This is a genomic window from Mesorhizobium sp. B4-1-4 (genome assembly GCF_006439395.2).
GTDB lineage: Bacteria > Pseudomonadota > Alphaproteobacteria > Rhizobiales > Rhizobiaceae > Mesorhizobium.
Map to the genome: position 1 here is coordinate 982,270 of NZ_CP083950.1, position 12,431 is coordinate 994,700.

General features: G+C 61.5%; 10 protein-coding genes and 1 pseudogene. 2 read left to right on the forward strand and 9 right to left on the reverse strand.

What is annotated here, in order from left to right:
* Positions 1-10: 10 nt before the first annotated feature.
* The 8 genes from FJW03_RS04495 to FJW03_RS04530 all read right to left on the reverse strand — a co-directional run bounded on the left by FJW03_RS04495 (position 11) and on the right by FJW03_RS04530 (position 8,094).
* Positions 11-1,975 carry an acetyl/propionyl/methylcrotonyl-CoA carboxylase subunit alpha gene (locus tag FJW03_RS04495; RefSeq protein ID WP_140761156.1) on the reverse strand — a complete coding sequence of 655 codons (1,965 nt, stop codon included), beginning with the start codon at positions 1,973-1,975 and terminating at the stop codon, positions 11-13.
* A gap of 49 nt (positions 1,976-2,024) precedes the next feature.
* Positions 2,025-2,399, reverse strand: a complete 375-nt coding sequence (locus tag FJW03_RS04500; protein ID WP_181169207.1) for a hypothetical protein — start codon at positions 2,397-2,399, stop codon at positions 2,025-2,027.
* A gap of 120 nt (positions 2,400-2,519) precedes the next feature.
* Positions 2,520-3,050: an O-acetyl-ADP-ribose deacetylase gene (locus FJW03_RS04505; RefSeq protein WP_140761153.1), complete on the reverse strand. Its 531-nt coding sequence runs from the start codon at positions 3,048-3,050 to the stop codon at positions 2,520-2,522.
* 1 nt (position 3,051) lies between these two features.
* Complete coding sequence (locus FJW03_RS04510) at positions 3,052-4,659, reverse strand: carboxyl transferase domain-containing protein (protein WP_140761150.1); 1,608 nt, start codon at positions 4,657-4,659, stop codon at positions 3,052-3,054.
* A 1-nt stretch (position 4,660) separates the two neighbouring features.
* The gene (locus tag FJW03_RS04515) at positions 4,661-5,824 is read right to left on the reverse strand and encodes an isovaleryl-CoA dehydrogenase (RefSeq protein ID WP_140761148.1); all 1,164 of its coding nucleotides are present in this window, start codon (positions 5,822-5,824) and stop codon (positions 4,661-4,663) included.
* Positions 5,793-6,437 (reverse strand): TetR/AcrR family transcriptional regulator, encoded by a 645-nt coding sequence (locus FJW03_RS04520; protein ID WP_140699757.1) that lies wholly within the window; start codon positions 6,435-6,437, stop codon positions 5,793-5,795. Before FJW03_RS04520 ends, FJW03_RS04515 begins: the two co-directional genes overlap by 32 nt.
* Positions 6,438-6,504: 67 nt before the next feature.
* On the reverse strand, positions 6,505-6,789 hold the full coding sequence (locus tag FJW03_RS04525; RefSeq protein ID WP_140761145.1) for an acylphosphatase: 285 nt from the start codon (positions 6,787-6,789) through the stop codon (positions 6,505-6,507).
* A gap of 192 nt (positions 6,790-6,981) precedes the next feature.
* A complete protein-coding gene (locus tag FJW03_RS04530; RefSeq protein ID WP_140761143.1) occupies positions 6,982-8,094 on the reverse strand; it encodes a pyridoxal phosphate-dependent aminotransferase in 1,113 nt (370 codons plus the stop codon).
* 278 nt (positions 8,095-8,372) lie between these two features.
* On the opposite strand from FJW03_RS04530, the gene FJW03_RS04535 reads away from it, so the two are divergent.
* A complete protein-coding gene (locus tag FJW03_RS04535) occupies positions 8,373-10,046 on the forward strand; it encodes a tetratricopeptide repeat-containing sulfotransferase family protein (protein ID WP_140761140.1) in 1,674 nt (557 codons plus the stop codon).
* Positions 10,047-10,155: 109 nt separating this feature from the next.
* A pseudogene (locus tag FJW03_RS04540) lies at positions 10,156-10,661 on the forward strand (transposase); the annotation flags it as partial.
* Positions 10,662-11,039: 378 nt separating this feature from the next.
* Here FJW03_RS04540 and FJW03_RS04545 read toward each other — a convergent pair.
* A complete protein-coding gene (locus FJW03_RS04545; protein ID WP_140699745.1) occupies positions 11,040-12,227 on the reverse strand; it encodes a porin in 1,188 nt (395 codons plus the stop codon).
* Between the last annotated feature and the right edge of the window lie 204 nt (positions 12,228-12,431).

Below are 12,431 nucleotides of genomic sequence, written 5' to 3' on the forward strand. Positions count from 1 at the left end.
GCAATGCGCTCTACGCGTTCTGATCCTCAACAAAGCGGACAAGTACCGTTCCGTCGGTGACCTGTGCACCTTCCGTGGCGATCTCGGCGATCACTCCGTCATGCGGCGCGGCGATGGTGTGCTCCATCTTCATGGCCTCGAGGATCAGCAGCGGTTGCCCCTTGATCACGGTATCGCCCTTTGACGCGCGCACCAGCTTGACCAGACCCGGCATCGGCGCGCGCAGGCTGCCGGAGGCGGCTGCCGCGTCATCGCTTTTGGCCAAGGGGTCCGGCACCGCGAAGGTATAGCCGACAGCGCCTTCGAATACGGTGACGTGGCCAGGCCAGCGGGCGAGGCGAGGAAGGGCCCGCAGGTCGTGCGAATTGGCGCTGTCATAGGGTGCATCGAGCGCCACCTGGAAGCGCCCGTCCGCCCGCACCGAAACCTTGGCCAGAATATCGTCCTCGCCGAATTTCAGCCGCGTGCGCCGCGCCACGCCGTGGAAATGTGCGTAGCCGGAAAGCGACGACCAAGGGTCGTTCGATGGCGGCAATGCCACGGCACCGGAGGCGGCAAGGGCGGCTGCCGAGGTGATTGCGCCGGTTGGCGGTGCGATCTCGGTCAATGCATCATGATGCCTGCCGATCAGGCCAGTGTCGACGTCGCCCGCACAAAAATCCGGATCGGCGGCAAGGGCGGCAAGAAAGGCGGTGTTGACGGTGGAACCGGCAATTTCGGTTTGCGACAGCGCCACGCCGAGGGCTTCCAGCGCCGCTTGCCTGTCCTCTGCATGGACGATCAGCTTCGCGATCATTGGATCGTAATAGGGTGAGATCGCATCGCCGGCCCGCACGCCGGTCTCGATGCGCATCGTGGCCGCCTCGGGTGCTGTCTGGGGAAACTTCAGATGACGCAGCGTGCCCGTCGCGGGCAGGAACCCTCGTGCCGCATCCTCCGCATAGATGCGCGCTTCGAAGGCATGGCCGGCAAGCGCAATCTCGCTCTGTGTCTTCGGCAGTCTTTCGCCGCTGGCGATCCGCAACTGCCACTCGACCAGATCGGTGCCCGTCACCATCTCGGTTACGGGGTGCTCGACCTGCAGGCGTGTGTTCATTTCCATGAACCAGAAGCGGTCGGCCTTCAGGCCTTGCGAGGCGTCGACAATGAACTCGATGGTGCCGGCGCCGGAATAATTGATCGCCTTGGCGGCTTTCACCGCCGCTTCCGTCATCGCCTTGCGCAAAGCCGACGTCATGCCAGGGGCAGGCGCTTCCTCGATCACCTTCTGGTGCCGGCGCTGCGCCGAGCAGTCACGTTCGTAGAGATGCACGGCATTGCCGAAGTTGTCGCCGAAAACCTGCACTTCGATGTGCCGCGGCTTGTCGACATACTTCTCGACCAGAACGCGGTCGTCGCCGAAAGCGGCCTTTGCCTCGCGCCGAGCGCTGGACAGCGCCTCGGAGAAATCATCGGGATGCTCGACGCGCCGCATGCCCTTGCCGCCGCCGCCCGCGCGCGCCTTGATCAGCACGGGATAGCCGATCTCGCGTGCCTTGGAGGCGAGCAGCACGATTTCCTGCGCCTCGCCATGATAGCCCGGCACGACCGGAACGCCGGCTTTCTCCATCAGCCGCTTGGCGGCGTCCTTCAGCCCCATGGCGCGGATCGAGGCCGCCGACGGACCGATGAAGGTGAGGCCTGCCGCAACCACCTGGTCGACGAAATCAGGGTTTTCCGACAGGAAGCCGTAGCCGGGATGGATCGCCTGCGCGCCCGTCGCCAGGGCGGCCGCGACAATCCTGTCGCCGCGCAGGTAGCTCTCGCCGACGGGCGAGGGGCCGATATGAACCGCCTCATCCGCCATCTCGACATGCAGGGCCTTGGCGTCGGCATCCGAATAGATAGCGACGGTGTGCACGCCCAGCTTCCGGGCCGTGCGAATGACACGGCAAGCGATCTCGCCCCGGTTGGCGATCAGGATTTTGCTGAACATGGAGCCTCCCGGATTTGCGTCGGGCGGCGCCATGTTGGTGGGCGCACGCCTATTTCGAGGCGGCGATCTCGCAGGCGCCGCCATTCGTTACTTTGTAATGCGCGCGCGTGGCCACGCAGGATTTCATGGCAAGCTCTTCCGCCACCTTTCGCGATGGCGCATTCAGGCGCGCGCCGCACAGGATGTACAGTGAAACCACCCTTGAATATGGCGTGGTGGCGTAGGCGGAATGGCCACTGGCCGCCACATAGGCTTTGTAGGCCTTTGTGCATGGCGATTTCGGATCTCCCGACAAAGTCGGCGGGAAGTGCTTGTCTCCCACGCGTCCCGCTAGCGATCCGGCCGTGCTCGCGCCAGATGCCGCGAATAGAAGCAATGCCGAAAGTATTGAGGTGGACACCCTCCGAAAATATTTCAGTTTCATTTTTGCCCCATCCCCGCTGCAAAGTGCAGGATGAGCAATAGCGAACTTTTTCCGATGCCACCAGCTCTGCAGGGATGGCTCGCAATGTCGTGAGTGGACGAAAAGTCTGGTTTGTAAAGTTCAATTGTCACCCAATGCAGCAAGGGCCCGCCGGTATATTTCCGCCATTGGTTCGTCGAAGCAGCAGAAAATAACGATTTCGGGAACCGCGCTCCGTTCGATGAAGTCACTGACCGCATCGACGGCGATTCCGGCCGCAGCCTCTTTCGGATAGCGGTAGACACCCGTCGAGATTGCTGGAAATGCCACTGAGCGGCAGTCATTGGCGACGGCTATTTCGAGCGAATGCCGGTAGCAGGAGGTCAGCAGTTCGGCTTCGCCCTTGCCGCCGCCTTGCCAGACTGGCCCGACCGTGTGGATGATATGCCGAGCCGGCAGTTTATAGCCCTTGGTGATCTTGGCCTCGCCAACGTTGCAGCCGTTCAGCATCCGGCACTCGAATTCGAGCTCGCGGCCCGCCGCGCGGTGAATGGCGCCATCGACCCCACCGCCACCGAGAAGCGAGGTGTTGGCGGCATTGACGATGGCGTCGACATCCAGCTTCGTGATGTCGCCGGTGCGGATGCGGATCCTGTCCAGCGCCTGCCTCATCTCACATCCTGAACACGCCGAAGCGCGTCTCCTCGATTTCGGCGTTGAGTGCCGCGGAAAGGCTCAGTGCCAGCACTTCGCGCGTCTTCGCCGGGTCGATGATGCCGTCGTCCCAGAGGCGGGCGGATGAGTAGAGCGGATGGCCCTCATGCTCGTATTTCATCAGGATCGGCTTTTTGAACTTCGTCTCTTCCTCCGCGCTCCATGCGCCGCCCTTGCGCTCGATGCCTTCGCGCTTGACCATGGCGAGCACGGTTGCTGCTTGCTCACCGCCCATCACCGAGATGCGGGCGTTCGGCCACATCCACAGGAAACGCGGCGAGTAGGCGCGGCCGCACATGCCGTAATTGCCGGCCCCGAACGAACCGCCGATGATGACGGTCACCTTCGGCACCTTGGCGGTGGCAACGGCCATGACCAGCTTGGCGCCGTCCTTGGCAATGCCGCCTGCCTCGTATTTCCGGCCGACCATGAAGCCGGTGATGTTCTGCAGGAAGACAAGTGGAATCTTGCGCTGGCAGCACAGTTCAATGAAGTGCGCGCCCTTCAGCGCGCTTTCGGAAAACAGCACGCCGTTGTTGGCGATGATCCCGACCGGCATGCCATGGAGATGGGCAAAACCGGTGATCAGAGTTGTGCCGTAGTTCTGCTTGAACTCATCGAACTCGGAGCCGTCGACAAGACGGGCAATGACCTCGCGCACATCGTAAGGCTGGCGCAGATCGGTCGGCACCACGCCATAGAGCTCGTCCGTCGGATGAAGTGGCGGAATCGGTTTGTGTAAGTTCAGGCTTATGGCCTTGTTCCGATTCAGGTTCTTGACGATGCGACGGCAGATGGCGAGGGCATGTTCGTCGTCCATCGCATAATGGTCGGCGACGCCGGAAAGCCGTGTGTGCACGTCCGCACCGCCCAGATCCTCGGCGCTGACATCCTCGCCGGTGGCCGCCTTCACCAGCGGCGGGCCGCCGAGGAAGATGGTTGCCTGGTTGCGCACCATGATCGTCTCGTCCGACATCGCCGGCACATAGGCGCCCCCGGCCGTGCAGGAACCCATGACGCAGGCGATCTGCGGGATGCCGGCCGCCGACATATTGGCCTGGTTGTAGAAGATGCGGCCGAAATGCTCGCGGTCGGGAAACACCTCGTCCTGGTTGGGCAGATTGGCGCCGCCGCTGTCCACCAGATAGATGCAGGGCAAATTGTTCTGCAGCGCAATCTCCTGCGCGCGCAGATGCTTTTTCACCGTCAGCGGATAATAGGTGCCGCCCTTCACCGTGGCATCGTTGACGACGACCATCACCTCGGTGCCTTCGACACGGCCGATGCCGGCGATGATGCCGGCCGAGGAAATCTCCTCGCCATACATCGACCACGCGGCGAACTGCCCGACCTCGAGGAAGGGCGATCCGGTATCGAGCAATTGCGCGAGACGTTCCCGAGGCAACAGCTTGCCGCGGGAAATGTGCCGCTCGCGCGCCTCGTCCGAGCCGCCGCGCTCGACGGCGGCGGCATTCTCGGCGATGTCGGCGACCAGTTCGCGCATGCGTTCGGCATTGGCGCGAAAGGTTTCGGAAGAGGGTGAAATCTGGGTTTGAAGGACGGCCATATCACACCCCTTCCGCCATGATCTCGCGGCCGATCAGCCAGCGGCGAATTTCGCTGGTGCCGGCACCGATCTCGTAGAGCTTGGCGTCGCGCAGCAGGCGGCCGGTCGGATAGTCGTTGATATAGCCATTGCCGCCGAGCAGCTGGATGGCATCGAGCGCCATCTGCGTTGCCCTCTCGGCGGCGAACAGCACGCAGCCAGCGGCATCCTTGCGGGTTGTCTGGCCCCGGTCGCAGGCCGCGGCCACGGCATAGACATAGGCGCGCGCGGCGTTCATAACCGTGTACATGTCGGCAAGCTTGCCTTGCACCAGCTGGAACTCGCCGATCGGCTGGCCGAACTGCTTGCGCTCATGCACATAGGGGATAGCCACGTCCAGGCACGCGGCCATCAGGCCGATCGGGCCGCCGGCGAGCACGGTGCGCTCATAATCGAGCCCCGACATCAGCACCTCGACGCCGCGCCCTTCCTCGTGCAGCACATTGTCGAAGGGAACCTCGACATTCTCGAACACGAGTTCACCGGTGTTGGAGCCGCGCATGCCGAGCTTGTCGAGTTTCTGCGCCACGGAAAATCCGGCCATCGCCTTCTCGACGATGAAGGCGGTGATGCCGCGCGATTTGCGTTCCGGATCGGTCTTGGCGTAGACGACCAGCGTTTCGGCGTCCGGGCCGTTGGTGATCCACATCTTGGTGCCGTTGAGCACATAGCGGTCATTGCGCTTCTCGGCGCGCAGCTTGAGCGAGACGACGTCGGAGCCGGCGCCGGATTCCGACATGGCCAGCGCGCCGACATGTTCGCCCGAACACAGCGCCGGCAGGAATTTTTCCTTCTGCGCCGGCGTTGCCCAGCGGTTGATCTGGTTGACGCAGAGATTTGAGTGAGCGCCGTAGGAGAGGCCGACCGATGCCGAGGCCCGCGAAATCTCCTCGACCGCGATCACATGGGCGAGATAGCCCATGCCGCTGCCGCCGAAATCGGGGTCGGCGGTGATGCCGAGCAGGCCGAGTGAGCCGAGTTCGCGCCATAGATGCGCCGGGAATTCATTCGACCGGTCGATGTCGGCGGCAACAGGCGCGATCCTGTCCTGGGCAAAGCGCCGCACCATGTCGCGCAGCGCTTCGATCTCCTCGTCATGCCCGAAGCCGAGCGTGCTCGTATACATGCCGTTCCTCCGCATCACCGATCCTGACGCCGACCAGGCGCATTGTCATCGAAAGATATGTCGCCGTCACTTCAGTGATCGATAGCCGCTCGCCCGGGCGAAACCAGACGATGACGCCGGTCATCATCTGGATCAGCGCCATGGCCGTCAGCCCGGTGTCCTCGACATTGAAGGTGCCCGCCTCGGCGCCGTCGCGCAGGATGGCGCGCAGCTCCTTTTCGTAGGCTGTGCGCAGGCGCAGGATCTGCGTCAGCCTGTCGGGCGACAAGCTGCGCAACTCCATGTTCGACACATGCGTGGCGTGCCGGCGCTCGATATGGAAAGTGATGTGATTGCGCACATAAGCAGCAAGCTGCGCGATCGGATCGGCATGGTCTGGCCTGGCGTTTTCCCAAGCCTGGCGAAGCCCTTCCATATGCTCGCGCATCAGCGTGAACAGCAGGTCTTCCTTGGTCGGGAAATAGCGGTAGAGCGCGGCGGCCTGCACGCCGACCTCGGCGGCCAGCTGGCGCATCGACATCGCCTCATAGCCGTAGCGTGCGATCAGATTGACCGCCGCCTCGCGGACTGCCGCCTCGGTTCGTTCGCCGTCCGATCCTGTGGTGCGCGCCATGGTTGCCTCGTCAGGGCGGCAATAATAAAACGAACGTTCAATTAATTCAAGGATAACTTAAGACTGCCTATGCGACGATCCTGAAATCTCCAGGCGTGGTCCAACTCTCGAGTTCCTCCACATCCACCCTTGAGACCGCTGAGCCCGCCGGGCCTTGCCAAAGCCGTTCGACCATACCTGAAATCGCCGCGTCAGCCCCGGAAAGCCACGCCGTCACCGAGCCGTCTCTTTCGTTGCGAACCCAGCCTAACAGCCCAAGTCCGGTCGCTTCGCCTCGCGCCCAGATCCTGTAGCCGACACCTTGCACCTTGCCGTAGACGCGCGCCTGCACTGCTCTTGTCCGGTCATCCATTGCTCACTCCCTTGCCTAGAGTCTGGCGCAGGATCGAACGAAGGCAACTGCTGAAGGGATTATGGCCATCAAATTGATCAGCCACGGGACGCGGGCGGGCCGCCCGGCCGGCCATCAGGGAAGCCGCGGAATTATCGCATATACCGGCCATCTGCTCGGCATAACGATGGCTTCCGAGCGCTTGGAAACGCGCTAGTTTCCGCGCGCCGCCGCCAGCGCGCCGGGCAGTTCCTCGGCGAAAATGTCCAGTTCGTGGTCGAGGCCGACACTGACTCGGATGCAGCGGTCGAGCCTTGGCGCCATCGGCTTGCGGATGAACACGTCTCGCGACAGCAGCCCCTGCAGCACTTTCAGCGCGAAGGCGCCGTCATGGCCGCAGTCGATGGTGACGAAATTGGTGGCCGAGGCAAGCGGCTTCAAGCCGTTCTGGTCGGCGATCGCCGCGATGCGGCGGCGCCCGGCAGCCACCCGCGCCACCACCGTCTCGAGATAGGCCTGATCGGCAAGCGCCTCGACACCGGCGATCTGCGCCATGCGGCTGACGCCGTAATGGTTGCGGATCTTCTCGAAGTCGCGGATGACCTCGGCTTCCGCCACGGCGTAGCCGCAGCGTATGCCGGCAAGCCCATATGCCTTTGAAAAGGTGCGCATGCGGATGACGTTCGGGCGCGAGACATCGATCGGCGGCAAGGCCGAGGCCGGCCCCAATTCGCCATAGGCCTCGTCGAGCACCAGCATCGTGGTTTCCGGCAGCGCCTCGATGAAGCGGATGATCTCATCGGCTTCCCACCAACTGCCCATCGGATTGTCGGGATTGGACAGATAGACCAGCGGCGCCTTCTGCTTGACGACCGCCGCCAGCAGGCCATCCAGGCTTTCCCTGTCGTCCTCATAAGGGACCGTGACCAGCCGCCCGCCGACGCCGGCAACATGGAAGTTGAAGGTTGGATAGGCGCCGAGCGAGGTGACCACGGCATCGCCTGGCGCCACATACATGCGCGCCACCAGGCTGAGCAGCCCGTCTATGCCTTCACCGACAACGACATTCTCGACTGCCACGTCGTGATGCGCCGCGGCCGCTATCTTGAGATCGTAATTGTCGGGGTCACAATACATCCACTGATCACGCGCGACCCTCTCCATGCGAGCGATCACACGCTGCGAAGGGCCAAAACTGCTCTCATTGGCGCCGATACGGGCGCGGAAAGCCCGCCCGCGCTCACGCTCCTGTGCTTCCGGGCCCACGAACGGCACGGTCGAGGGAAGCGCGGCGATGACCGGCGAGAGGGGAGGGCGCAAGTGCATGACGAAAGCTCGCGTGGAAAGGGAGCTTCTTGCTAGCGTGAGTGAAAGGTGGGTGCAAGTTGCATAAGAAGCGGAAATGGACATAGTTGACGGGGGCTACACCGCTTGTCGATGCGCTTGGCCAATGCCGGCTAGGCGTGTCTCGATGAACGGAACCCAAGACGTGGCTGCCCAGCCTACCTGACGATACCGTTTTTCGCCATGGGCGATGTCTCGTCCGCGACACAAACTGCATGCTCCGACTGGATTCCTCCTGCCGCTTTTGCTAGCGAAATACAATGAGCAATCGATTGCCGCCCGCTTGGGCAAAGCACCTCAAAACCCAGTCTACATCGCGCAAGGTCGTATCGCCGAAAACTGCACCACCGCAAAGGCAGCCAAAAGCCGGTTCAGCTCGCGGCCATTCCGACGATATGGCACTGCGGCAGGCGCTAGAACTCCAGAAAGCTGAACGATTGGCTGAGGCAGAGGAACTCTGCCAGCACGTGTTGGCGCGCACGCCGAACCATCCGTTGGCTCTCTATATCCTGGGAACGCTCGGCCTCGGCTACGACGACGAGAAAGCTTTGCGATATTTCGCCAGGGCGGTCGGCGAAGAGCCTGGAAACCCTTACTACCACCTTAGCCTCGGCGAAATTTATTTGAAGCTCAGCGAATTTACGCCGGCGATTAAGCACATTCAGCAGGCCTTGGCATTGAAGCCGGATCTGGTGGAAGCGCTTTGTGCCTTGGGTAATGCTTACAATGCGTTTGACAAAGGAGAAATGGCGCTGCCGCTCTTCGAGAAGGCGCTCAAGATCAATCGAGATCATCCTCTCGCCCGGATGGGGCTGCCCCACGCGCTCGCAAGTCTCGGTCGTATGGACGAAGCCGCGGTTCATCTGAAAGAGGCAGTAGAAAGGCGCATTGCCGTGCCAAACGCGTACAACGCACTTGTACACACGCGCAAATTCACCGAAGAGCCGCCGGAACTCACGGCAATCCTGACGGAACTTCGAGATCCGGCCCATGGAGCGCAAGGAGCGGCCGCGCTCCATCACGCGGCTGGAAAGTTGCTCAACGACCTCCGTCACTACAAGGAGGCGATGGAGCACTTCAAGAAAGGAAATCAAGCCGGAGGCCAAAAATTCGATCTGGAAAACTACCGCTGGTGGGTGGATGCCATGATCGAAACTTTCACTCCGGAAATGGTGGCCTCAATGGCGGCTCATGGCAGCCCGTCGGAGGTGCCTGTATTCGTTGTCGGCATGCCTCGCTCGGGAACGACACTGACCGAACAGATCTGTGCCAGCCATCCCAATGTTCATGGCGCCGGCGAGCTCAGCAAGCTCAGACGGATGGCCAATGGGATCGGCCTCAGCTCCGAGACAGACCCCGGCAAATCGGTCACGACGATTACTCCCGAACTGACCAAGATGCTGGCAGCAGAACATCTTGCCTACCTACGTCAGCGAGCGCCTGACGCGCTTCGAATCGTAGACAAGATGCCCCACAATTTCGAGCTGATCGGCCTGATCGGCATTCTTTTTACCAATGCACGCATCATTCATTGTCGTCGCGATGCCATCGACAATTGTGTCTCCTGCTTTGTTCTGCAATTCAGTACAGCGCACAGCTACAGCGCCGACCTTCAGACGCTAGGTCTTTACTATCGCGAGTATGATCGTCTGATGCGGCATTGGACAAAGGTTCTTCCGGGTCGCATCTTTGAAAATCGCTATGAGACGTTGATTGAAAACCAAGAGGAGCAGTCGCGTCGTCTCATAGATTATCTTGGCTTGCCATGGGACAACGCCTGCCTGCGCTTCTTTGATAGGGACAGCTCGGTAAATACCTACAGCCGCTGGCAGGTTCGCCAGCCGATATACAAGTCCTCCATCAAGCGATGGAAGAATTACGAAAGCGAGATTCAGCCGTTGATCGACGCTTTGGGAGATTTGGCTGAGGTTTAACAAATATTTGCATCGCTTCATCATCCTAGGGTCTAGACCCAAACAAGGTTCATCTGATTCAATGGCTTGATCGAAAGTTGGGGATCAAGGCGGTGGATGCGAGCTTGTTTTGGTCAACGATGAGCAGCGGGCGAAGATTGTCTCGCATTTGCCGACAAACGTCATGACGATCGGCTGCCGCTGGCAGGATTCCCCGAAGGACTGGTCCGCACAAGACGGTCTACAACCGCTTTGCGCGGTGGAGAGAGGGGCGTTTGGCAAAAAGATATTCGACAGCGTCGCCACGCCTGACGATCCGCCTGAACAGGCGGCCTTGGATTCCAGCCGTGTAAAGGTTCACCGCTGCGCTCACGGCGGAAAAGGGAGCCGATTTTCAGGTGATCGACCTCACAGAAGGCGGCCAAACAGCAAGATTCACGCGATAGTCGACGAATCCTGCCGCCCTTGGGCGCTCATCCTCACGCCCGGCAACACTGCTGATTGCATGATGGCTTACAAGAACCGGAACGCCGTCGAGCGCTGTTTCTGCAGGCTCAAGATTGGCGTCGCATCGCCACGCGATACGACAAGCTCGCGCAAAACTTCTTTTCGGGCCTTTGCTCCGTCGCTACCCTGCCGAGTCCGGACCCCAAGCGAAGCGGAGCGCAGACCCTGGATCCTGTGACTTTGCCGAACGGCCGAGCGGTCCAGAACCGGGTACCCTGCGTCGAGTTCCTTCTCACCCCTTCGCAGCAGCGCGCCGCCGCTGCGGAGGGCGGGCAGGCCAGAGGGGCTGTCCCTCGGGCGCCGCGCAATATCCCGTGCCGCGGCTGCACTCGCGGGTCACGGCATGAACTCTCGGGTCTGCGCGGTCGCGTCGCTACCGCTCCGCGCTAGGATGACGAAGCCCTGGACTGTTCCTCGCGCGACCTCGATCAGATAATCGCGTCACCTAATATGAAAGAAAAACCCGGCGGTTGCCCGCCGGGTTCGATTTCAGTCAGACGCTGCTGATTAGAACGAGCGCTGGAAGCGGAGCATGCCGCCGACGCTGTTCTTCTTGTCGGCGCCGGTCCAGTTGACGTTGGTGAAGCTGGCCGGATCGTCGAAGCGACCATAGTGGTCGTAGTCAACTTCGGCCGTGACCGTGAAGCCTTTAACGATGTCGTAGGTAACGTTCGCCGCAACGCCGTAGTTCTTGTCGTCGTCACCCGACACCTGGAGGTTGAACGCGGTCTTCTCGTTGAACTTGTACGTGCCGCCGGCCCACCAGGCCCAGTTGCCGCCCCATTGCTTGTAGAAGCCGCGGCCACGCGCCGAAATCACGTTGGCCGGGTCATTGAGGTTGTTGTCCGAGCCGTAGCCGAACATGGCGAACAGCGAGATCGCGTCATTGACGTTCACGTCCAGGCGGACCTTGCCGGCGGCTTCTTCGTAGTTGCTGTCATAAGCAACGACGCCGCTGATCGCACCCCAGCCTTGCGTCCACTTCACACCGCCGACGACATGCGGAACATAGCTGTCGATGGTGCCCACCGTGCCGGAGCCTTCTTCGAGCGAGACCACGGCCGAGAAGCCGTTGCCGGCGTCGAAGTAGTACTGGACGACGTTGGTGTCGAAGTCGCCATAGGGGACGATCGTGTCGTTGATGACGTTGCCGGCATAGCCGATGAACGTATCGAAGGCCGATTCGTCCTTACCGACGCGCAGACCGCCGAGTTGGATCCAGGCGAAGTTCAGCGAAATGCCGCTGTTGCCGGCCGGATTGTCGTTAACCACGGCGGGAGCCAAAGTAGTAGCCGGAGTGAAGGAGGCGCCGCGGTTGTGGTTGCCGAAGTTGAAGCGGGTCTCGGTGTAGGTCTTCAACGTGCCAAGCTCGGTTTCCTGGCCGGTCCAGGTCTTCAGCGTGAAGCGCGTATGCTTGAACCAGGTGTTGTGGATGTCGCCATCCTGGTGGTCGACTGACCTCGCGCCGTCGAACGAGCCGACGTCGCCAAGGCCGATATCGTAACGGACGTAGCCGCCGATGCGCAGGCAGGTTTCGGTGCCGGGGATGTAGAAGTAGCCAGCGCCGTAGACGTCGCAGATCTTGACGTATTCAGCGGGTTCCGGCTCGGCGACGACGACGGCGTCGGCGGCGCGCGCACCGGAAACTGCGATCAGGGCCGCAGCGGAGCCGAGAAGAAGGCTCTTGATGTTCATTTTCTGACCTCCAGTCAAAAGTTAAAAAACGGGTCTGGGTATTCTTTGCTGAAGGACAGCGTTCCCTGCCCCATCCCCACTACCGAAAAAGATGCGCACCGCGCCGCTCCTTCGAACACGACATTACCCATGAGGCGGCGGCGTTCAACAACGATCGTACCGGCGAAAGGGCTGTTCGGCTGCTATCCCCTGGCGTTGTTGCAC

Bases quoted from the DNA above. Each gene is read 5' to 3' on its own strand.
- FJW03_RS04495 (WP_140761156.1), bottom strand. From the start codon at position 1,975: ATGTTCAGCAAAATCCTGATCGCCAACCGGGGCGAGATCGCTTGCCGT.
- FJW03_RS04500 (WP_181169207.1), bottom strand. From the start codon at position 2,399: ATGAAACTGAAATATTTTCGGAGGGTGTCCACCTCAATACTTTCGGCA.
- FJW03_RS04505 (WP_140761153.1), bottom strand. From the start codon at position 3,050: ATGAGGCAGGCGCTGGACAGGATCCGCATCCGCACCGGCGACATCACG.
- FJW03_RS04510 (WP_140761150.1), bottom strand. From the start codon at position 4,659: ATGGCCGTCCTTCAAACCCAGATTTCACCCTCTTCCGAAACCTTTCGC.
- FJW03_RS04515 (WP_140761148.1), bottom strand. From the start codon at position 5,824: ATGTATACGAGCACGCTCGGCTTCGGGCATGACGAGGAGATCGAAGCG.
- FJW03_RS04520 (WP_140699757.1), bottom strand. From the start codon at position 6,437: ATGGCGCGCACCACAGGATCGGACGGCGAACGAACCGAGGCGGCAGTC.
- FJW03_RS04525 (WP_140761145.1), bottom strand. From the start codon at position 6,789: ATGGATGACCGGACAAGAGCAGTGCAGGCGCGCGTCTACGGCAAGGTG.
- FJW03_RS04530 (WP_140761143.1), bottom strand. From the start codon at position 8,094: ATGCACTTGCGCCCTCCCCTCTCGCCGGTCATCGCCGCGCTTCCCTCG.
- FJW03_RS04535 (WP_140761140.1), top strand. From the start codon at position 8,373: ATGAGCAATCGATTGCCGCCCGCTTGGGCAAAGCACCTCAAAACCCAG.
- FJW03_RS04545 (WP_140699745.1), bottom strand. From the start codon at position 12,227: ATGAACATCAAGAGCCTTCTTCTCGGCTCCGCTGCGGCCCTGATCGCA.